Genomic DNA, 21664 nt, shown 5'->3' on the forward strand with positions numbered 1-21664 from the left:
TATTAAAATTAGCTTAAAAGTTATTGATTGTCCAAGACACGTAGAGTTGTGTTCCTATTAACCCTGTTCCGTAAGCAGTGTAATATTCTTCTCCAGACAGGTTAGCAGCACCCACCTTAAAAATAGATTTTATGCTTGGCACTGTATAGTTTAACTGTGCGTCCATAACCGTAATCGAAGGGATGTTTCCATCGCCAAAACCTGCCTGCCAGAAAAAGGCATCGCTCCACCGATAACTAAAGTTGAACCCAAAATTCTTCACCAGTTCTGTATGCCCAAAAGAAGCTTTGAATTTATGTTTTGGCGTATTAAATCCCGCTCTAAATTCGGGATCGTCTTGATCAAAATCGGCATAGGTGTAATTTCCGCTTAAATCAAATCCATTAAAAACTTTAGTCGAAACAGCAATAGAAGCTCCATACGATTGTACGCCGGATTTTGCATTGGTGTAGGTTTGAAACACTTTATAGTCGCCACTTTGTATGGCTACCAATGATTGCGAATTGTCTCCAACTTCTCCGTATAATGGAGCAACTACATTTTGAGTGGCAATAAAGTCGGTATAATCGGTGTAATACCCGCTTAAATCAATGCTTACTTTCCCTAATTGACCTCTATAGCCAATCTCGTATGCAATGGCCTGTTCCGGTTTTACCAAATCGACATCTGAAGCTACCGGAGCACCTGCCTGGACCGAAGCTGCGGAAAATGAATTTTCGTAAGCATTTCTTCCACTTATGGTTGCAGTAGGGTTTCCGCCGTTGGCTGCTTGATTATTTACGTCAAAGGTGCGTACATATCTGTCCAGATTATCTTCGGCCGAACCTACCAATATAGCCCTTCCTATATCTAACCCAATATATAAATCTTGTGTGGTCGGGTTTCTAAAGGCCGTTTGTATAGATGCCCTAAAGTTGTGGTTTCTATTTTCGCCTGCTGTATATCCCACAGAAAAACGGGGCGTTACCTGCCCGTTAAACAATTCGGATTTATCATAACGCAACGAACCGGTAAGCTTCAACCGCTCATCCATTAATTGTTTTTGAATTTGCGTATACAGCCCTAATTCATTATAACTTATGGGGCCATCGTAATCAGTAAAAATAGTTCCGAAGGAATTCAAACGATACGTCCTAAAAGAACCGCCCACTTGAATGTCGGCAAAATCAACCAAATGCGAAAAGTTGTAATTGGCATCTGCATGGTACAATTGCGATCCGTCCCTAAACTGAGACCCGGAAGCCAAATCGGGATTGGTAGTTACGGTATTAAATGCCTGTTGAAATTCCGGCGTCCCTGGAATAAGCCTGCCTGTGTCGGCCGTTTGCCTGGCAATTGTATGCGCTTGTTCGCTGGATGCCCCACTTAAAGTTGCTTGCACATATGCACCTGCATATTCGCCAAACCATTGTTGGTCTCCCTTCCAATAACGATTTACGTTAATCCCGGTGAATCGCATATCGTAGGAATCTCCCGCATCCTCATCGGTCATATATCCTCTTACAAAAAAATTGTTATTACGGACTTCTATTTTGTGTTGTTGCAAGAAGAAGTTTTTCAATGAATATCTATTGGAACCTTGATAAATAGTAGCTCCCTTACCAATTTTTCCTTGGTAAATAATTTCCAAATCATCGGCAAATGGGCGATAATGTAACGCTGCATCAAACTTTACGCTCTCTGCTTCGTAATTTGTTAAGTTGCTTTCAAGATAACCTGTTCTACTTACATTTTCATTGGGCAGTAAATTAAACGCTCCTTCCGGAATGATCCCGTTTTCTGCAAGGGCAATACCTACAGCGCGAATATTGGTGCTTACCTCATCGCCATATACGTTTAACCCATCGTAATCGGGCATTTCACGACCAGTTCCCGGATTTAGTACATTTTCTTGACTTACCGCAAACCAATCGGTTCCTTTTAAATAAGAAAAGTTGGCTTTGGCGGCAAATTTATCAGAAAACTTTTTGGCAACGCGTATTCCCAAGTCCCAAAAAACATTATCTCCGGCAGCTTCTTGTGATGTCATTCCCGATTTGGCATAAGCGCTTATTCCTTCAAAATCGAACGGGCTTTTACTCCGCATAAACAAAATTCCATTAAACGCATTGGCTCCATACAAGGCAGACGATGCACCGGGCAATAATTCCACGCTTTGCACATCTATCTCTGTCATTCCCAATAAATTACCCAAAGGAAAATTCAAGGCCGGTGCCGCATTGTCCATTCCATCAATTAACTGGACAAAACGTGTATTGGCAAAAGCCGCAAATCCACGGGTGTTAATTGATTTAAAGGTTAAACTATTGGTATTGATATCTACCCCCTTAAGATTTTCCAGGCCATCGTAAAAATCGACAGAAGCCGTATTTTTTATTTCTTTCAGGCCAAATCGTTCCACTGTAACGGGCGACTCAAAAATACGTTCGGGTGTCCTCGATGCCGAGATAACGATTTCTCCCAAGTTGGTCGTTTCTTCTTTTAGTTGAATTTGTAATGACCGTGCCGTTGACAACGCAATCGTTTGCGGAACAAAGCCAATACTAGAAATTTTAATGTTGAGCGGATATTCATCTTCTATTGATAGTGAAAAATTCCCCTCAAAGTCGGTTACGGTTCCAACTGTTGTTCCCATCACTTGCACATTTGCTCCGGGAATGGGCTGGTTTTGTTCATCAACCACTTTTCCGGAAATAGTAGTCTGGGCAACTCCCAATGCACTAAAGAGAAAAGTGAGCACAAAAAAAATTGTTCTTATCATAATATGTTAGTTTTTGATAAGAACAATATACATATTTTTTCAATTCCGTAACTTTTTAATTAAAAAATTACGAAATTATCACTCATTCACTCAACCGTTACAGATTTTGCAAGATTACGGGGTTGATCTACATTACACCCTCTCATCACTGCAATATGATAAGAAAGCAATTGTAGTGGAATTGTAGTTAACAATGGCGTCAAGCCTTCTAATGTTTCAGGCACTTCGATGACAAAATCGGCCATTGAACGAACTTCCTCATCGCCTTCGGTAACAATTCCGATGATTTTTCCTTTTCTGGATTTGATTTCCTGAATATTACTTACCACTTTTTCATAATGCCCTTTTTTGGTAGCAATTACTACAACCGGCATCTGTTCATCAATTAAGGCAATAGGCCCGTGTTTCATTTCGGCGGCCGGATATCCTTCCGCATGGATATAAGAAATCTCCTTAAGCTTTAAAGCACCTTCTAATGCTACCGGGAAGTTGTAACCCCTTCCCAAGTACAGAAAATTAGGAGAGTCTTTATATATTGATGAAATATATTTTACATGGTCGTCTATTTTTAAACATTTCTCCACTTTGGCAGGAATGGCCTCCATTTCTGCAAGGTATTGCTGAAATTCTGTTTTGGAAAGCATCCCTTTAGACTGTGCCAACTTCAAGGCGATCAATGTTAAAACAGTAATCTGTGTTGTAAACGCTTTGGTTGAAGCTACCCCGATTTCTGGTCCGGCATGCGTATAGGCCCCTGCATGGGATTCCCTTGCGATAGAAGATCCTACCACGTTGCATACGCCAAATACAAAAGCTCCGTTTTGTTTGGCCAATTTTATAGCAGCCAGTGTATCGGCAGTTTCCCCAGATTGCGATATGGCAATAACCACATCGTTTGAAGTAATTACGGGGTTTCTATATCTAAATTCTGATGCATATTCGACCTCAACGGGAATACGCACCAAGTCTTCAAAAATATATTCGGCCACCAAACCAGCATGCCACGATGTCCCGCAGGCCACAATAATTATCCTGTTGGCCTTTAATATTTTTTCAAGGTTATCTTCTATTCCGGCCATTTTTATAATGCCTTCGTTTATCCTTAAACGCCCCCGATAAGTGTCTTTTATCGCTTCGGGCTGTTCATGGATTTCTTTCAGCATAAAATGGTCGTACCCATTTTTTTCAATTTGCTCAAGGCTCAACTGAAGCTCGTGCACATATGGGGCTACCGCCTTATCGTCTTTTATTTGCCGTATTTTAACATCGCGTCCCAGACGGACGATGGCCATTTGCTCGTCTTCCAGATAAATGGCATTGTTGGTATATTCAATAAAAGGAGAAGCATCGGAGGCGATAAAAAATTCGTCCTCGCCCACACCAATGGCCAATGGGCTCCCTAATTTAGCCGTTACTATTTCATCGGGTTTAGATTTGTCGAAAACTGCAATCGCATAAGCCCCTATTACTTGGTTTAAAGCTATTTGAACTGCTTTTCCTAATTTTACGTTCTCATTTTTTTTGATGTCCTCAATTAAGTTCACCAACACCTCGGTATCGGTATCAGACTCAAATTTATAGCCTCTTTTCTGGAGTGCTTTTTTTATAGATCCGTAGTTTTCTATAATTCCGTTATGGATTATCACCAAGTTCCCGGAATTTGAATAATGCGGATGTGCGTTTACATCGTTTGGGATACCGTGCGTTGCCCAACGGGTATGGCCCAAGCCAATACTTCCATTGGTTGTATTTTCGCTTTCTGCCTTAGCTTTTAAATCGGCTACCTTCCCTTTTGTTTTGCACAAATTTGTGTCTTCACCATCGTAAAGAACAATCCCTGCACTGTCATACCCTCTGTATTCTAACCTTTCAAGGCCTTTGGTAATAATTGGATATGCTTGCCGTGCACCTATATAACCTACAATTCCACACATTTTTTTTAAGTTTTATTTAGTCTTCTTTTGGTTTGGTATAAAAAATTTCTAATTGTAACTTTTTATCATTACCTGCATTGTTTCCAAACAACACAGTTCCGTATTGGTTTGGTATGGAGGCTTGGGGAATTTTTATTTTTAGGTCTTCGTCGGTTTCTGCACTACCATCTTGAACCTTATATGCTGAAACGTTCGTTGAGTTTAAGATACTATTAGTCGTTGTCAAGGCCAATCGTGTATTGGTTGAATCCTTACGGATAATATCATTTATATATTCTGTAATCCTAAACTTATATTGGATCCCTTTTTCATTATCTGCATCCAATATACCCCCAAATATAGTCTTAGTGGTAGAATCTATACCTGTATTTGTGTCCAAAACATTATTATAATCGACCAAAACCCTTTCATTGCTAAGATCATACAAATACAATCGTTTTGGCAGGGTTAATTTTGACTCCTCTGTCAGGCTTTCTTCATCTACATAAAAAACAAGGTTTGCCTCGTTTATTAACCAATCATTTTCTTCGGCTTCTTGAAATGCAACATCGGGGTCTTGACCGCCCAACATGTCCAACTCTACATATGTCCCGCTTCCGCCCCGTACATATAAATTTGAAGCATTGGCATTGTTAAACTGATCTAAAACATTGGCAGGATATGCGGCTTCATCTATATAATTTACCTTGTTACCGTTCAAGCTTAACTTAAAAGTCGAGTTTTCCACAACGGCTTCATCATCATCGTTTGTTGTATCGTAGTCATATTGAATTTCTACATATGCGTTTGCTACATTTAAGAGCATTGCCAGTTCGTGGTTGGCAGATTCCATGGAAATATAAAGCCCGCGCAAAAATTCCTTGAAGTTGTTCTGACTGGCCAAAACGCTCGCCCCTTCATTGTCCAATATTTTTTCCTGAAAAAATTGTTTATCCAATTCAACCCATATTCCAGGTGAAAGTCTTTCTGAAGGAACGGTAACCGATTCGTCTTCATCTTCAGTATCGGGATCGTCTTCCCCGTTAAAAAATAAAATTTCCTCTTCGTCTATTGTGTAACTGTCTTCATACAAAACAGTAGTCACAAAAGACGTAGGGTCTTCGCTTGAAAAATATTCCTGGGCATCTTGAAAATTTGACCCGGGGTCAAGGTCACGTAAAAACTTGGTATATTCCTGTACCTTTAACGTAAAAGGCGTGTTTCGGTTCCCGTAAATTGAATCTATACGATAGGGTTTTGGTTCATTTTCCTCCAAATCGGTGGTATCGGTTAACGCCGTACTGAAAAAAGGAATGTATAAATATACTGCCGTTGCACGCTCGTTTTCCTGTCCTTCGGCATTTTCATCGATCTGGCTCTTTTCTCCAAAAGTTGGATCAGTCGTACCTAAAAGCATCTGGCCCACAAACGATGTTTGCTCAAGTCCGTATACGGGCTGGTTAAAGTCGCTCAGTTGATAGGCCGTAAGGCCATCTGTCCTTACACTTTCCAGTTTTCGGTTATAGGTAAACACATCGTATTTTACACTATTTGTTACCGTGCTTCCATCGTCTATAAGGTCTACGCCAATGGTATTGTAGTCTCTTTCACATGCTGTAAAAAAAATAACACTACCCGTTACAAGTAGTGCCGTAAGCATATAACTTCCTTTAAAAATCTTCTTCATTGTATCCGCTGGATTAACTTAATACTTTTGTTTCGTAAAATTGATTGTACGCCTCTTCAAATTCATAAATTGAAACATAAGGCTGTACTGGTTTTGAAAGCGAGTCGATATGTTTTTTTAGGTCGTCGGGGAGTTCTTCAGAGGCAACAACTACCGCATCCGAATGATCTACGGCAACTTTTAAAACATTGCTGTACGTAGGGTCTTCCAGTGCTTTTATTGCTCCTTCCTCTATACCATCAAATTTAACTTTCGCCAACATTTCTTTATCTAACGTTCCCTCAAAACCTTTGTTGTATACAGACGTAACTATTTTACTTTCTGCAAAAAGGGGCTCGTCTGCGTAATATTTTTTAAGGTACAACGGCAATAAAGAAGCCATCCATCCATGAACATGGATAATATCTGGATTCCAATTGAGTTTTTTTACCGTTTCCACAACCCCTTTGGCAAAGAAAATTGCGCGTTCATCGTTGTCGGGAAATAAATTACCTTCTTCATCGGTAAAAGTTGCCTTTCTTTTAAAGTATTCTTCGTTGTCTATAAAGTAAACTTGGATTCTTTCTTTGGGAATAGAGGCAACTTTAATGATAAGCGGCATATCCATATCGTTTACCACCAAATTCATTCCCGATAAGCGAATTACTTCGTGCAGTTGATGCCTTCTTTCATTAATATTACCAAAACGAGGCATAAAGATTCGTATTTGTCCTCCTCTGTCATTCACCATTCTTGGACTCTCATAAGCCATTGATGACACTTCATTTTCAGGTAAATAAGGAACCATTTCAGAAGCGACAAATAATACTCTTTTGTCTGTCATAAAATCAATTTGTTTCTTTAGACTAAGGGTTAAAGCATGCAAAAATACAAAAAATATGCCTAATTAGTTTAATTTATATAGCTTTGCACGCTGTTAATTTTTTATAAAATGCAAATTTTTAATCAAAAAGAAGCATTAACCCAATTCCTTCAAAAGGAAAAAAAGGAACATAAAACCATTGGTTTGGTCCCCACTATGGGCGCCCTTCATAAAGGTCATTTGTCACTGGTACACAATGCTTTAAACCAAAACGATATTGTTGTTGTGAGTATTTTTGTAAACCCCACACAGTTTGACAATAAAACGGATCTTGAGAAATACCCTAAAACAATGGAAAAAGATTTAAAAATTCTTGAAGATTTAAGTCACAACCTTGTTGTTTTTACTCCAAACGCCCATGAAATTTACGATAACAATATTGCATCGGAAAAGTTTGATTTTGATGGTTTGGAACATGAAATGGAAGGAAAGTTCAGGACCGGCCATTTTGACGGTGTTGGAACGATTGTAAAAAAATTATTTAGTATCGTCATGCCCGATAATGCTTATTTTGGTGAAAAAGATTTTCAGCAGCTCCAAATCATTAAAAAAATGGTGCAAAAGCACCGCATTCCCGTTAATGTAATTGGATGCCCCATTAGCAGGGAAGCAAACGGACTGGCCATGAGCTCCCGTAATGAAAGACTCTCTGCCGAGCTGCGCGAAGAAGCTTCGTTTATATACAAAACCATCACAGCGGCCAAAAATAAGTTTGGCACAGAAAGTGCAGAAGATACGGTAAAATGGATTGAAGGCATGTTTAGCAATAATCCAAGCTTAAGCTTGGAATATGCTGAGATTGCTGATGAAAATACGTTAAAACCTGTTAAAACGAAAGAAGAAAACAAACACTACCGGCTTTTTGTTGCAGTTTATGCAAATGACATAAGGCTAATAGATAATGTTGCTCTAAATTAATACCTTTGTAACATGCAAATTGAAGTAGTAAAGTCTAAAATTCACAGAGTTACGGTTACCGGTGCCGACCTAAATTATATAGGGAGCATTACCATTGACGAAGCGCTGATGGAAGCCTCCAACATTATTGAAGGCGAAAAAGTACAGATTGTCAATATCAACAACGGCGAACGGCTCGAAACATATGCCATTAAAGGAACTAAAAACAGTGGCGAAATAACGTTGAACGGCCCTGCTGCCCGCCGTGTACAACGTGGTGATGTTATTATTATTATTTCTTACGGAATCATGGATTTTGAAGAAGCAAAAAACTTTAAGCCTTCCATTATTTTCCCGAACGAAAAAGACAATACCCTTACATAAGTTGAATAAAAAGCTTGTCAACATACTTAAAAACACACTCCCACTATTGCTGGGAGTTTTTTTAATTTGGTATTCGTACTCGCATACCACGCCCGAAGACCGTACCAATATTATAAACGCCGTAAAAGAAGCCAACTACGTCTGGGTATTGGTTTCATTACTTTTGGGCTTCCTAAGCCATTTATCGCGGGCACTGCGGTGGAATTTAATATTGGCCCCCATGGGCTACAAACCCAGTCTTGCCAATAACATCATGGCTATTTTTGTGGCTTATTTGGCAAATCTTGGCGTTCCCCGTTCTGGGGAAGTATTAAGGGCCACCACCATTAGTACCTACGAAAAAATCCCTTTCCAGAAAGCCTTTGGCACCATCATAGCCGAACGCGTTATAGATGTTATCATGTTGCTTCTGGTAGTTTTGGTAACCGGAATCCTGCAAACAGAAATTATTGCCGATTTTTTCCTGAGCAAAAACATTAATTATGTACAATTAATTCTCTTAGGAGTTGCCGCCGCGGCAATTGGCATAACTTTTTTGGTGCTGATCAAAAGGGCAAAAAGCGGCTTTCTGGCCAAAATAAAAACCTTTGTATTTGGTATTATAGAAGGTCTTACCAGTATTTTTAAAATGAAGGACAAATGGCTTTTCCTTTTCTATACGCTTTGTATCTGGACATTGTACATTGCCATGTTCTGGGTTATTAAATTTTCCCTTCCCGAAACCTTAAACCTGCCCATAAGTGCTATTTTGGCAGCTTTTGTTGCCGGCGCCTTTGCCATGAGCGCTACAAATGGCGGTATTGGCCTGTACCCACTAGCGGTAAGCAAGATATTGCTTATTTATGGTATTGGCAAAGCTTCCGGAGATGCTTTTGGTTGGATTATGTGGAGCGCACAGACATTAATGGTCGTGATTTTTGGCGCATTGTCGTTTCTTTTTCTTCCTATATACAATTCTTCGAAAAAAGCGAGTAAGTAAAAGGGGGCACTTAGAACAAGCCCTTGGTTTTTTTATAAATTAATCCTTCCCTTTTAAATAATTGATTTTAAAATTTCTGAATCGTAGTAATGCCCTTGTTCAGCCTGAACTGATACAAAACAACAGTATGCTGATTTTAAAATTAATACATATTACTATTTTTGTGTAAAATATAAACGACATTCACATATTTAAGTATTGTTAATCAGTATTTTATTAAATCGGTTATAGTATATATTTTTATGAGTTTTTTGAGTGTTCAAATTCAGGCGCAAGTGACCTTGGTTACGGGCGATTCGTACAAACTGAACGAGAAAAGGGAAATTAGCTTTTATGTTCCCGAAGATTATTCCAAAGAAAAAACATACCCCTTATTGTTGTGTTAGATGCCGACTATTTGTTTGATATGCTAGTGGACAATGTAAAATTCTATACCTACAACAAAAAATACAACGATATTGAAACCTTATACGGATTAAAAAATCAAGTCAGCATCAACGACATGATGGCCATTTATGCAGGCATTAAGAAAAAGGAAGAATGGGTGTCATTAAACGGATTGAGCAGGATTGCAAAAAAAGAACATCCACATGTACGAAAAAGCATTTGTATTGGAAGAAATAGATTTTCTCGACAAAGAGTTTCTTCTTGAGCGCATAGATAAGTTAAAAGCAGACTTTGGTTATTAGCCTTTATTTCATCACTCTTGCCCTTGTTGTACATCCCTAAAGCTTTTTCATAGCTATTTGTCGTAATTTTTGGTGGTGTGGCGTTTCTTTTTCTTTCAACATGCCATAAAAGCAAATAATTTTTTATCTTTCGGTCACCAAATCTAATTCCATTTTACTATGAAAAAGTTCGCATTATGCTGTGGCCTTATCATTTTATGTGCTTTTAATGCCATTGCACAGGTTACCACCACTTCTTTAGATTCATATAAATTAGGCGAAAAAAGAAATGTACGCTTGTATGTTCCCGAAGATTATTCAGCAGAAAAAGTATATCCCCTTATTGTTGTTCTGGATGCCGATTACCTATTCGACCTGGTAGTGGGCAATGCTAAATTTTATACCTACAAAGATGAAATGCCCAAGAGTATCATTGTAGGAATTGACCAAAATGAAACCCGATACGAAGATTGCTTTTACAGTGATGAAAACGGGCTTCCGGACAAAAAAGGAAATGCCTTCTTTGAATTTATCGGCATGGAGCTTATACCGATGATTGAAAAAAACTACAACCTTGCAAATTTCAAGGCAATTGTTGGACATGGCGTTACTGCCAATTTTGCCGATTATTATTTGTTTAAGGACAATCCATTGTTTAATGCCTACGTAATTCTTTCTCCTACATTTGCCCCGACCATGGAAAGCAATACCCCTAAAAGGTTGAGCGAGCTTCAGGAAATGATTTTTTATTACCTGGCTACCGGGGAACACGACGCTAAAGAAAGCCAGCAACGCATCAATGTTTTTAATAACCAGATGAAAGGGTACACCAACGATAATTTGCATTATTATTATGATAACTTTACCAATGCCAGCCATTTCAGCGTGGCTTCATACGGCATCCCGAAAGCGCTGGATCAATTCTTTACCATTTATAAGCCCATAAGTGTAGAAGAATACAAAAAAGATGTATTGGCTTATGAAGGACCTGTAATTGATTACCTTACCAACAAATACAACACCATTGAAACCTTGTTTGGCTTTAAAAAGCAGGTAAGCCTTAACGATATGATGGCAATTTATGCGGCCACTAAAAAGAAAGAAGACCTGGAATCTCTAAACGAATTAAGCAAGATTGCAAAAAAGGAATACCCCGACACCATGCTCGGATTCTTTTGGGAAGCCGAATACTTTGAGCAAATGGGCGAACCCAAAAAGGCTATGCGAACCTACGAAAAGGCTTTTGGCATGCCCGAAATAGACTTTGCTACCAAAGATTTGGCTCTGGAACGCATCGATGCCTTAAAAGCCGATTTTGGTTGGTGATTTTTTTGAAGGTTCACAAAAAATTTAAATGTTGCCCCGTGCCTTTTCCCGAACCCATTCTATATAATCTGTTTGCTGTATTTTGGCAACGTCCAATTGGCGTAGCATCATAACTACTTGCCCCCGATGGAAACTACCATGGTTAAAAACCGTTTGTATGATTTCTCTTGATGGTATTGAAAAATTATCGCCTTTGCTTTCAAATTGAATTTCTTTTTCCAAATCTACGGTTTCTGTAAATTCTTTGAAATTTTTAGACGTTGCCTGCCATTGACTAAAAAGCGCTTTATTGTCTCCTGAAAAACTTGTAACAGCTTCTGCACCGTTTCCATCTCCTTTTAAACGGGAAAGCCATATTGTTTCGGCATACCAAATATGTTTAACAGTAGCGCATATGGTAGGAAAACTTCCCACAAATTCCTTGTATAAAAGCTTGTCGTTTAACAATGTTAGATCGGTTATCAATCTATTATTGGCCCAAATATTATAGGTAGCGTAATCTATATATCTTTTGTTTATTTCTTTAATTTCACACATAAGTTTTTGTCAATTTTATTAGTTGAATATAGCTATTTTTAACTATTCATCTTTGTTTGGTTATTACAGTGTTACAAAACATAAATTGTTTTATTCATTGGTACGGGCATGTAACTCAAAACTTACTTATCTTCTTTGTATCTTTCAGCTTTAAAAATTAAAAAACCCGAATGGCAAAGGTAAAAACAACTTTTTTCTGCCAGAATTGTGGCGCTCAATACCCTAAATGGCAAGGGCAATGTTCTTCTTGTAAAGAATGGAATACCCTTGTAGAGGAAATTGTACAAAAAGAAGACAAAAAAGGCTGGAAAACCACTGACACTTCATCTAAAAGAACCGCAAAACCGCTAAAAATTAAAGAAATAGACGGTTCGCAGGAAATGCGCATGTCATCCGGTGGCATGGAATTCGACCGTGTGCTGGGAGGTGGCATTGTTCCGGGCTCAGTAATCCTTTTGGGCGGAGAGCCAGGCATAGGCAAAAGTACCCTCCTGTTACAAATAGCATTGCATTTGCCATTTAAAACTTTATATGTTTCGGGAGAAGAAAGCCAGAAACAAATAAAAATGCGTGCCGAACGTATTTTTCCCGACAGTGAGCAATGTTACATCCTTACCGAAACCAAAACACAGAATATTTATAAACAAATTGAAGGCATCGAGCCCGATATTTTAATTATAGATTCCATCCAAACCCTGCATACCGATTATATAGAATCGTCTGCGGGAAGCATCAGCCAGATTCGCGAATGCACCTCCGAGCTCATAAAATTTGCCAAGGAAACGGGCACGCCCGTAATACTTATTGGGCATATCACCAAAGATGGGCACATTGCCGGTCCCAAAATATTGGAGCATATGGTAGATACCGTACTTCAGTTTGAAGGCGACCGAAATCATGTTTACCGCATTTTACGCTCCTTAAAAAACCGCTTTGGCTCTACGGCCGAGCTTGGCATATACGAAATGCTGGGAAAAGGACTCCGGGAGGTAAGCAACCCATCTGAAATATTAATCTCCAAAACCGAAGAAGACCTCAGTGGCACGGCTATTGCCGCAACCCTTGAAGGCATGCGCCCGTTAATGATTGAAGTACAGGCGCTGGTAAGCACGGCTGTATATGGTACGCCCCAACGCACCACTACGGGCTACAATGTAAAACGCCTGAACATGCTTTTGGCTGTACTGGAAAAGCGTGCAGGGTTTAGACTGGGCGCAAAAGACGTTTTTTTAAATATTACCGGGGGTATCTCCATAGACGAACCCGCAATAGATATGGCCGTTGTTGCTGCCATACTTTCCAGCAATGAAGATATTGCCATAGAAAAAGATATTTGTTTTGCCGCCGAAATAGGCCTTGCTGGGGAAATAAGACCAGTGCAACGTGTGGAACAAAGAATTCTGGAAGCCGAAAAATTAGGATTTTCGACTATTTTTGTATCTAAACTGAATAAAATAGCAATTAAAAATCCAAAAATAAATATTAGAAAGGTTAGTAAAATTGAAGATGTAGTCGGATATTTATTTGGATAAAATATGTAATGATGAAAAAAGTTATAGTAACATTGGTAGTAATTGTAAGCCTAATGGCTTGTAAAGACGCTAAAAAGAATCAAAAAAACACTGTTGAAACCAAAGAAGTGGTAAAAATAACCCAAAAGGAAAAAACCAAAATCCCGGAAGGTGTAGATTTTATTGCTTCGGGAGACAACCCCTCCTGGAGCCTGTTGATAGATTTTGATAATGCCATGAATTTTACATCGCTCGATAGACCAAAAAAATTAACAACCCCGGTACCGGAGCCAAACATTCCTCAAGACACAAATGCTTTAAACTATTCGGCAGAAACAGAAGCGGGTATTTTGCAGGTAACAATCTTTAAAAAGCCCTGCATTACCAATGCCAACGAAGATTTTTCATACAAAGTCCACATCGAAGCCAAAGAAAAAGACATGGGAAATTACAAAACTTTTGAAGGCTGCGGAAAATATATTGGCGATTATAGGCTAAACGATATCTGGGCATTGGAAACCATTGATGGCAAGGCAATAGATAAAACCATGAAACGCCCTAATTTGGAATTCAATTTAAGAAACGGACAAGTTTTTGGGTTTGGTGGTTGCAACCGTATTAACGGAACACTGGTTGTTGAAAAGGACTCGCTTGCAATTGGGGCTTTGGCCAGCACAAAAATGATGTGCCCAAATGCCGAACTGGAAACCCAGTTTTTGCAGATTGTAAACAATATGAAGTTTCACTACAAATACAAAAACCTCATTTTAATCCTTACTTCGGCAGAACATACACTTACTTTTAGAAAAATAGATTGATGATTAGAATCAGCGGAAAAAAAGCCTTCATTAACCTGAGTTTCGATTTAAGGCGTGTTTTAAAAACCTCTATGTTAAAAACAACTATGAAGCCAATAGCTCGACCGTACATTGGTAATTTGCAACCAACTATATCTCAACTACAAACATGCCGAACCCATGTTAATTAAAAACAGAGCAACTTAGCAACCTTCAAAAGTATTAGTTTTTAACTTCTATGGCGCGGGATTTGGAATGCTTGCGTGTATGCTGTTAATTTCATTTATAACTTCAGCATCCAATTCCATGTTGATACTTGCTATATTTTCCTTAAGCTGATCCATTTTGGTAGCTCCGATAATATTACTGGTAACAAAAGGCCGGGAATTTACAAATGCCAAAGCTAAAGTAGCCATGGAAATCTTGTATTTTTTGGCCAATGCATAATACTTTCGCGTGGCTTTTAAGGCATTTTCACCATTGTATCTGCCCATTTCGGGAAACAAGGTAATCCTTGCATCTTCTATCCCTTTTTTCTCGATAAATTTATCGGTAAGCCTTCCAAAGGCCAAAGGAGAATATGGGAGTAGCCCAACATTTTCTTTCATTGATATTTCTGCAAGGCCAATTTCATAAGTCCTATTCAATAAATTATATGGGTTTTGAACTGTTGCAATACGTGGCAGGCCATTGTATTTGTTTTCTTCCAGATAGCGCATTACGCTCCACGGTACGTCATTTGAAAGTCCAATGTGCCTAATTTTACCTTCTTTTATATATCCTTCCAAAATATTTAAAATTTCATGGATATTATCTTTCCATTGCTCGGTTTGGTCATATTGGTAATCGCGTTTGCCAAAAAAATTGGATTTTCGGTCGGGCCAATGCAATTGGTACAAATCGATATAATCGGTTTGCAGTCTTTGTAAGCTTGTATGTATAGCCTCGTTAAATGCTTTTTTGGTAAAGCCGCCGTTGCGTATATAATGCTCGTTAAACTCGGATGGGCCGGCAATTTTAGAAGCCAGCACGATTTTATCCCGATTTCCGGTTTTTTTAAACCATTCTCCAATAATTGTCTCGGTTACGCCCTGTGTTTCTTTTTCCTTCGGAATTGCATACAATTCGGCCGTGTCAAAAAAATTCACCCCGTTTGCCAAGGCATAATCCATTTGTTCATGGCCATCTTCTTTGGTATTTTGTTTACCCCACGTCATGGTCCCGAGGCAAATTTTACTTACTTCTATATTGGAGTTGGGTAGTTTTGTATACTTCATTGAATGCGATTTTTTATAATGAAAGAAGATTTCTAAAAGGGATTGTAAAAACTCCACTTTCAGAAATCTTCTCAAAAATACAAAATTAAGGAATAGTAATTCCTACATATCGTTTAGCAGTTTGGTAACCTCATCGAGCTTTGGTGTCAAGATTACTTCAATCCTACGGTTTTTTGCTTTCCCTTCGGTAGTTGTATTGCTGGCAACCGGCACATATTCGCCCCTTCCCGCCGCGGTGAGGTTTGCAGGGTCTATTTGGCTATTTTCCTGTAAAATCTGTACAATGGAAGTTGCCCTTTTTGTAGAAAGATCCCAATTGTTTTGCAAAGGTCCATTGCCCCTGTAGGGCACATTATCGGTATGTCCTTCAATAAGCACATTTATATCCGGGTTTTGGGCGAGCACATTCCCTAATTGTTGTACCGCCTTGCGACCATTGGCATTTACCGCCCAACTACCACTTTGGAACAATAATTTATTCTCCATGGAAACATACACTTTTCCGCCGCGTTGTTCCACGGTAAGCCCTTTTCCTTCAAAATCAAGCAATGCCCTGGAAATGGCATCTTTTAAATTTTTCATGGCCGCATCCTTAGCGGCAATAAGCCCTTCGAGTTCGTCTACCCTTTTTGACCGCGCGTCCAGCTGTTGCTTAAGTGTTTCAAGCCTTGCGTTTTCTGCGGCCAGGGCTTTTTCCTTCTCTTCCAATTGGCGGAGCAGTTCCCTGTTTTTTTCAGAATTGGCCGCAATTGCTGCACTGCTGTTTTTTTCCAATGCATTATAGGAAGCCTGAAGATTGTCTAAATTATTCTTTGTGGCCGTATAATCTTGCTGTAATTGATTGCGTTCTGCCAAAACTTTATCATATTTTTTCTGAAGCGCGTCAAGATCGTTCTGCAACCGATTGTTATCGGTATCCAATTGTTGGTTTTCTGCCGAAAGATTTTCTTTTTCTTCTTTTAAAGCATCGTACCTGCCCTGAAGGTCGTTATATACCTTTGAAGATACACAGGATGCGTTTATTGCTACAAGGAACAATCCTATAAAAACTTTCTTTATCATATTAAATTAATCTTCTATTTCAACTAAAATAGGGCAATGATCGCTATGTTTTGCCTCTGGTAATATAACGGCTCTTTTCAACTTTTCTTGTAAGGGTTTGGCTACCATGTTGTAGTCTATACGCCATCCTTTATTATTGGCCCTAGCATTGGCACGGTAGCTCCACCAACTATAATTATGTGGTTCTTTGTTGAAAAAACGAAAGCTGTCGATAAATCCACTGTCGATAAATTCGCCAATCCATTCCCTTTCCACCGGTAAAAAACCGGAGACCTTGGCATTTCGTATCGGGTCGTGAATGTCTATGGCTTCGTGACAAATGTTATAATCGCCACAAATAATCAAATTAGGAACTTCATGCTTCAGTGCATTTATATATTTTTGAAAATCTGCCATGTACGTCAATTTATGTTCCAACCGGGCAATGTTGGTCCCCGACGGTAAGTAAAGGCTCATAACCGAACATGTATCAAAATCGGCGCGCAGGTTTCTTCCTTCGGCGTCCATATAATCGATTCCTGTTCCATAGGTTACACTATTGGGCTGGGTTTTGGACAAAATAGCAACCCCGCTATATCCCTTTTTTTCGGCACTGTACCAGTAATGATACGGATAACCAACATTTTCAAAAACCGAAAGGTCCAGTTGCTCTTTGTTTGCTTTTATTTCCTGCAAGCATATTACATCTGGGTCGGCCGATTGTAGCCAATCTAGAAACCCCTTATTAATAGCTGCGCGTATTCCGTTTACGTTGTACGATATAATTTTCACTCTCCTAAATTTTTAAATGTAAAAAAGCTAAAATAAGGATAGTTTAAGAAAAAGTAATAGCGTTGTTGATAAGAAGGTAAATTATTTAGGATTCGTGCTGGGCTACTTCAATTACTTTTCCATTTTTAAAAATTACATCTAAAACATCTGGGTCTATATTAAATAATCCCGGCACAAAACCAAGGGTATAAGCTATATGATTTTCATTATATGTATAAAATTCTTTTCCCAACAAGACTGTTATTTCTGCTTTGGTTTTACCTATTAACATTTGGCTTTCTATAATATGTTTGGACATTTTATATCTTTCTTCGACATGTGTATCCCATTCCTTTTTATAAAATTCTTCTGAAGGGTAATACGAGGCCGAAAACATCCATAAAAAAATAATGCCAAAATAAATAAAAGGACTTGCTATTAATGCTGAAAAAATAGCCATGGAATTCCTACTGTTTTTACTTCCAACCTTTAATTTCTTCAAAATCCATTTTAAGAAAAAAAATGTTAGAAAAGCAATAATCGAGATTCCTATAAACGCGTCCATGCTTATTTCTTTTATAATTAAAAAACCTACACTTTTTTAATAACATAGGTAACTATGCCCCATATAATAAGCTTGTTTTCTTCTTCTATTTTTAGCGGCTTATACTTTTTGTTTTCTGGCATTAAAAGCAATCCTTCTTTCCCTATTTTTAACCGTTTTACGGTAAATTCACCATCGATAAAGCATACGGCTATTTTTCCATCAATAGGCTCCAAACTTTTATCGATTATTAAAAGGTCGCCATCGTCGAGGCCGGCACCTTCCATAGATTGACCGCTCACACGTGCATAAAAGGTTGCCTCGGTATTTTTTATAAGTTCTTTATTGAGATCTATGCGTGTTTCCTTAAAATCTTCGGCAGGCGATGGAAATCCGGCGGAAATCCCGCCATCTACCAATTCTAATGACGACCGGGTTGTTTTGTCCGGTTTAAAAAATTGAAGATTTCTTTTTTTGTCATCCATTATTTCACCCGTATTATTTCGTCTATATTGGTAGTATATCTTGGCGAAAGATGTTCTTGGCGCATTTTCCAGGTACGCTTTAAATCTTGATTGGCAATTTTTATTTTAAGGGTTCCATACTTATTGTTGATGCCATCTATGGTTTTCATCAAACTATGGTGTTTGGGGTCTTCTTCCAAGAACATATCCAGCTGACGTGCATTGGTGGGCACCAGCCCGGAAACAATTACCCCTGCCTTTTTATACTTTATTCCATATTTATAAATGCCCTCTACGGCGTTCACTGCATATTTTACCAAGGTAAGCGACGAATCGGTAGGATAGGGCAAGGTAACCAAAAGTCCGCCGCGGTGCTGCTTTTCATCTGCTTTATGCCGATCGCTCTTTAAAAAAACATACATAAAATTACAACTGCTATGTTGTTTGCGCAATTTTTCTGCACAACTTCCGGCAAAGGTAGAAATGCGTTCTTTAAGGTTATCCAGGTCGGAATATGTATATTCGAAACTTCGGGTAGTTGCAATGGTTTTTTTGGGTGCCGTAACATCATTCTCCAATTCTAATGTGGGCTGCCCTTCCAAATCCTTTTTCAAACGAAGTCCCATAACCCCCATTTCTGAGCGTACCCATGCATCGCTTAACAATGTAAAATCGAAAGCCGTTTTTACGCCTTTTGATTGCAATCGTTTACTGTGCCCTCTTCCAATACCCCAAACCGATTCGATTGCGATCCATCGTAATGCTTTAATGCGTTTTTCTTCAGCATCTATTACATAAACGCCATTTGTCCTGTCTTTATATTTCTTGGCAATTTTATTGGCCACTTTGGTCAAGGCCTTGGTACGGGCCATCCCGATGCTAATGGGCATTCCCGTCCATTTAAAAACACGTTCTTTTATTTGTTTTCCTACGGAAGTATAATCGGTTGCCTTATCAACATCAAACTTTAGAAAAGCTTCATCTATGCTGTAATGTTCCACCAATGGGGTAAATTGCCGTAAAATATTCATCACCCGTGTGCTCATGTCGCCATACAGCGGATAATTGGAAGAAAACACATGAATACTCTTTTCAGCAAAAAAACTTTTATACTTAAAAGCCGGAGCTCCCATGGGTAATCCCAGCTCTTTAGCTTCATCGCTTCGGGAAATTACGCACCCATCATTATTGGAAAGTATGGCTATAGGTTTATTATTGAGATGCGGCTGGAACACCCGCTCACATGAAGCATAAAAATTATTACAATCTACCAAAGCATACATAATGCAAAGATACTGATTTGGGATTTTATTATGCTATGTTGCTATGGAGGATACGATTAAAATGTAACTCCGAAAAATGTAGCGCTTAACCCCTTAATTCTTCTCTTTTAACCCAACTTACTTAAATGCTTGTTCACCGGTAATATCGGCTCCTGTAATTAATAAATGAATATCGTGTGTGCCTTCATATGTAATTACGCTTTCCAAGTTCATCATATGGCGCATAATGCTATATTCTCCGGTAATTCCCATGGCCCCCAATACTTGTCGTGCTTCACGTGCAATATTTAAAGCCATTGCTACATTATTGCGTTTGGCCATCGATATTTGGGCAGTGGTTGCACGTCCTTCATTTTTTAGCTGCCCCAAACGAAAAGCCAACAGTTGTGCCTTTGTTATTTCAGTGACCATTTCGGCCAATTTTTTTTGTTGCAATTGTGTAGCGGCAATGGGCTTGTCAAACTGAATTCGCTCTTTGGCATAACGCAATGCCGTATCGTAGCAATCCATTGCTGCGCCAATGGCGCCCCAGGCTATTCCATAACGTGCCGAATCTAAACAGCCAAGCGGTGCGCCCAATCCGTTTTTACCCGGCAATAAATTTTCTTTGGGGACCTTTACATTGTCAAAGATAAGTTCTCCGGTTGCCGAAGCACGAAGCGACCATTTATTATGTGTCTCCGGCGTAGAAAAGCCCTCCATGCCCCGTTCTACTATTAAACCATGAATGCGACCTTCTTCGTTTTTTGCCCATACCACCGCAATATCTGCAAAAGGTGCATTGGAAATCCATAATTTGGCACCGTTCAACACATAATAATCCCCAGCATCTTTAAACTTCGTTTCCATTCCGCCCGGATTCGAACCGTGATTGGGCTCGGTCAAGCCAAAACACCCCATAAATTCGCCCGTGGCCAATTTTGGCAGATATTTTTTACATTGCTCCTCAGTTCCATATTTCCAAATGGGGTACATTACCAAAGACGATTGAACTGATGCTGTTGAACGTACACCGCTATCGCCACGTTCTATTTCCTGCATAATGAGGCCATAACTTATTTGGTCAAGACCAGCCCCTCCATATTCTTCCGGAATATAGGGCCCAAAAGCCCCTATTTCTGCCAATCCTTTTAATAATTGCTTTGGAAATTCTGCTTTTTGGGCAAAATTTTCAATGATAGGAGATACTTCTTTCTTCACCCATGTTCTGGCCGCATCGCGAACCAATTTATGTTCGTCTGAAAGAAGGTCGTCTAAATTATAATAATCGGGTGCTTCAAAAAGGTCTGGTTTCATTGCGAAATTGGTTTTCTCAAATATAAATATAAGTAATTTAACAAAACAAGGTCTTGGTGTTATATTTATAAAACAAAGGCAATATCGTGCAAATAAGACAAGTATGGGAATTTTTTAATATGATTTTAAGTCATATATAGAAAAATTTTCTTGCTGTTGATAAATATTTTAAGTAAGATTGCATAGCCCCTTTCACTGGTTAACATATGAATAAACTTACTTCCATACTGTCTAAAATTGCCGCCACATTAAATATTGATACGCCCGATAAAAAGGGCGCCCATAATATTGTTGGAAAATGGAAAGCCCTTACATATACCGAAAAGCTATATGAGAATGACAAACTGATAAATGAAGATGATTTTTCTTACAACGGCGACAATGCGTTTTCTATGGTATTTAAGAAAAATGGAAATTTTATACAAAACGAACATTCAAAAGATATACAAAATAATTCCTTGGAAAAAACAACCAAAAAGGGAACTTATGCCCTTGAGGGGGATAAAGTAATTCTTACCTACGGAAGCGTTCACGATGATAAAAACGTAATTGCTTTGTTGTATACCATCAATGAAAACAAGCTTACCACTGTTAACGATTACAAACAAAAGGATATTGATGATGTATATCACCACGTAAGTACAAGAACCTTTATAAAAGAATAAA

At 38.8% G+C, this 21664-nt stretch carries 20 protein-coding genes; 8 read left to right on the forward strand and 12 right to left on the reverse strand.

Features of this window, described 5'->3' with window-relative positions:
- Positions 1–13: 13 nt before the first annotated feature.
- The 4 genes from UXI14_RS07980 to UXI14_RS07995 form a co-directional block, all read right to left on the reverse strand.
- Positions 14–2761, reverse strand: a complete 2748-nt coding sequence (locus tag UXI14_RS07980) for a TonB-dependent receptor (RefSeq protein ID WP_335965688.1) — start codon at positions 2759–2761, stop codon at positions 14–16.
- 86 nt (positions 2762–2847) lie between these two features.
- Positions 2848–4695: a glutamine--fructose-6-phosphate transaminase (isomerizing) gene (gene glmS, locus UXI14_RS07985; RefSeq protein ID WP_277899847.1), complete on the reverse strand. Its 1848-nt coding sequence runs from the start codon at positions 4693–4695 to the stop codon at positions 2848–2850.
- Positions 4696–4711: 16 nt separating this feature from the next.
- Positions 4712–6361 carry a DUF4270 domain-containing protein gene (locus UXI14_RS07990; protein WP_335965689.1) on the reverse strand — a complete coding sequence of 550 codons (1650 nt, stop codon included), beginning with the start codon at positions 6359–6361 and terminating at the stop codon, positions 4712–4714.
- 13 nt (positions 6362–6374) lie between these two features.
- Entirely contained in the window at positions 6375–7184 is an 810-nt protein-coding gene (locus UXI14_RS07995; RefSeq protein ID WP_277899849.1) for a glycogen/starch synthase, read from the reverse strand.
- A 108-nt stretch (positions 7185–7292) separates the two neighbouring features.
- Between UXI14_RS07995 and panC the strand changes: the two genes are divergently transcribed.
- The 5 genes from panC to UXI14_RS08020 all read left to right on the forward strand — a co-directional run bounded on the left by panC (position 7293) and on the right by UXI14_RS08020 (position 11477).
- Positions 7293–8141: a pantoate--beta-alanine ligase gene (panC, locus tag UXI14_RS08000; RefSeq protein WP_277899850.1), complete on the forward strand. Its 849-nt coding sequence runs from the start codon at positions 7293–7295 to the stop codon at positions 8139–8141.
- A 12-nt stretch (positions 8142–8153) separates the two neighbouring features.
- The gene (gene panD / locus UXI14_RS08005) at positions 8154–8504 is read left to right on the forward strand and encodes an aspartate 1-decarboxylase (protein WP_277899851.1); all 351 of its coding nucleotides are present in this window, start codon (positions 8154–8156) and stop codon (positions 8502–8504) included.
- Position 8505: 1 nt separating this feature from the next.
- Positions 8506–9483 (forward strand): lysylphosphatidylglycerol synthase transmembrane domain-containing protein, encoded by a 978-nt coding sequence (locus UXI14_RS08010; RefSeq protein WP_277899852.1) that lies wholly within the window; start codon positions 8506–8508, stop codon positions 9481–9483.
- 242 nt (positions 9484–9725) lie between these two features.
- Entirely contained in the window at positions 9726–9869 is a 144-nt protein-coding gene (locus tag UXI14_RS08015) for a hypothetical protein (protein ID WP_277899853.1), read from the forward strand.
- Between the two features lie 462 nt (positions 9870–10331).
- Entirely contained in the window at positions 10332–11477 is a 1146-nt protein-coding gene (locus tag UXI14_RS08020; protein WP_277899855.1) for an alpha/beta hydrolase-fold protein, read from the forward strand.
- Between the two features lie 24 nt (positions 11478–11501).
- On the opposite strand, the gene UXI14_RS08025 is transcribed toward UXI14_RS08020, so the two are convergent.
- Entirely contained in the window at positions 11502–12014 is a 513-nt protein-coding gene (locus UXI14_RS08025) for a DinB family protein (protein ID WP_277899856.1), read from the reverse strand.
- Positions 12015–12184: 170 nt separating this feature from the next.
- Here UXI14_RS08025 and radA point away from each other — a divergent pair, with 170 nt between their 5' ends.
- Positions 12185–13546 carry a DNA repair protein RadA gene (gene radA / locus UXI14_RS08030; RefSeq protein ID WP_335965690.1) on the forward strand — a complete coding sequence of 454 codons (1362 nt, stop codon included), beginning with the start codon at positions 12185–12187 and terminating at the stop codon, positions 13544–13546.
- A gap of 11 nt (positions 13547–13557) precedes the next feature.
- Entirely contained in the window at positions 13558–14343 is a 786-nt protein-coding gene (locus UXI14_RS08035) for an META domain-containing protein (protein WP_335965691.1), read from the forward strand.
- Positions 14344–14558: 215 nt separating this feature from the next.
- Here UXI14_RS08035 and UXI14_RS08040 read toward each other — a convergent pair whose 3' ends face one another.
- From UXI14_RS08040 to UXI14_RS08070, 7 genes are all read right to left on the reverse strand, one after another.
- Positions 14559–15599, reverse strand: a complete 1041-nt coding sequence (locus UXI14_RS08040) for an aldo/keto reductase (RefSeq protein WP_335965692.1) — start codon at positions 15597–15599, stop codon at positions 14559–14561.
- A gap of 102 nt (positions 15600–15701) precedes the next feature.
- A complete protein-coding gene (locus UXI14_RS08045) occupies positions 15702–16661 on the reverse strand; it encodes an OmpA family protein (RefSeq protein ID WP_277899860.1) in 960 nt (319 codons plus the stop codon).
- A 6-nt stretch (positions 16662–16667) separates the two neighbouring features.
- Complete coding sequence (locus tag UXI14_RS08050; RefSeq protein WP_335965693.1) at positions 16668–17432, reverse strand: exodeoxyribonuclease III; 765 nt, start codon at positions 17430–17432, stop codon at positions 16668–16670.
- Positions 17433–17517: 85 nt separating this feature from the next.
- Entirely contained in the window at positions 17518–17976 is a 459-nt protein-coding gene (locus tag UXI14_RS08055; protein ID WP_335965694.1) for a hypothetical protein, read from the reverse strand.
- A gap of 26 nt (positions 17977–18002) precedes the next feature.
- Positions 18003–18440, reverse strand: coding sequence for a translesion error-prone DNA polymerase V autoproteolytic subunit (umuD, locus tag UXI14_RS08060; protein ID WP_277899863.1), 438 nt, complete (start codon positions 18438–18440; stop codon positions 18003–18005).
- On the reverse strand, positions 18440–19702 hold the full coding sequence (locus UXI14_RS08065) for a Y-family DNA polymerase (RefSeq protein ID WP_335965695.1): 1263 nt from the start codon (positions 19700–19702) through the stop codon (positions 18440–18442). Before UXI14_RS08065 ends, umuD begins: the two co-directional genes overlap by 1 nt.
- Before the next feature lie 117 nt (positions 19703–19819).
- On the reverse strand, positions 19820–20998 hold the full coding sequence (locus tag UXI14_RS08070; RefSeq protein ID WP_277899865.1) for an acyl-CoA dehydrogenase family protein: 1179 nt from the start codon (positions 20996–20998) through the stop codon (positions 19820–19822).
- A 206-nt stretch (positions 20999–21204) separates the two neighbouring features.
- On the opposite strand from UXI14_RS08070, the gene UXI14_RS08075 reads away from it, so the two are divergent.
- A complete protein-coding gene (locus UXI14_RS08075) occupies positions 21205–21663 on the forward strand; it encodes a hypothetical protein (protein WP_335965696.1) in 459 nt (152 codons plus the stop codon).
- The last annotated feature ends 1 nt before the right edge of the window (position 21664 follow it).

Origin of the sequence: Galbibacter sp. PAP.153, from assembly GCF_037029175.1 — a bacterium.
Lineage (GTDB): Bacteria > Bacteroidota > Bacteroidia > Flavobacteriales > Flavobacteriaceae > Galbibacter > Galbibacter pacificus.

Coding starts and splice junctions, on each gene's coding strand:
- UXI14_RS08035 (WP_335965691.1), top strand. CDS start 13,558: ATGAAAAAAGTTATAGTAACATTGGTAGTAATTGTAAGCCTAATGGCT.
- panD (WP_277899851.1), top strand. CDS start 8,154: ATGCAAATTGAAGTAGTAAAGTCTAAAATTCACAGAGTTACGGTTACC.
- radA (WP_335965690.1), top strand. CDS start 12,185: ATGGCAAAGGTAAAAACAACTTTTTTCTGCCAGAATTGTGGCGCTCAA.
- UXI14_RS07990 (WP_335965689.1), bottom strand. CDS start 6,361: ATGAAGAAGATTTTTAAAGGAAGTTATATGCTTACGGCACTACTTGTA.
- UXI14_RS08070 (WP_277899865.1), bottom strand. CDS start 20,998: ATGAAACCAGACCTTTTTGAAGCACCCGATTATTATAATTTAGACGAC.
- UXI14_RS07980 (WP_335965688.1), bottom strand. CDS start 2,761: ATGATAAGAACAATTTTTTTTGTGCTCACTTTTCTCTTTAGTGCATTG.
- UXI14_RS08075 (WP_335965696.1), top strand. CDS start 21,205: ATGAATAAACTTACTTCCATACTGTCTAAAATTGCCGCCACATTAAAT.
- UXI14_RS08020 (WP_277899855.1), top strand. CDS start 10,332: ATGAAAAAGTTCGCATTATGCTGTGGCCTTATCATTTTATGTGCTTTT.
- UXI14_RS08065 (WP_335965695.1), bottom strand. CDS start 19,702: ATGTATGCTTTGGTAGATTGTAATAATTTTTATGCTTCATGTGAGCGG.
- UXI14_RS08040 (WP_335965692.1), bottom strand. CDS start 15,599: ATGAAGTATACAAAACTACCCAACTCCAATATAGAAGTAAGTAAAATT.
- panC (WP_277899850.1), top strand. CDS start 7,293: ATGCAAATTTTTAATCAAAAAGAAGCATTAACCCAATTCCTTCAAAAG.
- glmS (WP_277899847.1), bottom strand. CDS start 4,695: ATGTGTGGAATTGTAGGTTATATAGGTGCACGGCAAGCATATCCAATT.
- UXI14_RS07995 (WP_277899849.1), bottom strand. CDS start 7,184: ATGACAGACAAAAGAGTATTATTTGTCGCTTCTGAAATGGTTCCTTAT.
- UXI14_RS08055 (WP_335965694.1), bottom strand. CDS start 17,976: ATGGACGCGTTTATAGGAATCTCGATTATTGCTTTTCTAACATTTTTT.
- UXI14_RS08015 (WP_277899853.1), top strand. CDS start 9,726: ATGAGTTTTTTGAGTGTTCAAATTCAGGCGCAAGTGACCTTGGTTACG.
- umuD (WP_277899863.1), bottom strand. CDS start 18,440: ATGGATGACAAAAAAAGAAATCTTCAATTTTTTAAACCGGACAAAACA.
- UXI14_RS08045 (WP_277899860.1), bottom strand. CDS start 16,661: ATGATAAAGAAAGTTTTTATAGGATTGTTCCTTGTAGCAATAAACGCA.
- UXI14_RS08025 (WP_277899856.1), bottom strand. CDS start 12,014: ATGTGTGAAATTAAAGAAATAAACAAAAGATATATAGATTACGCTACC.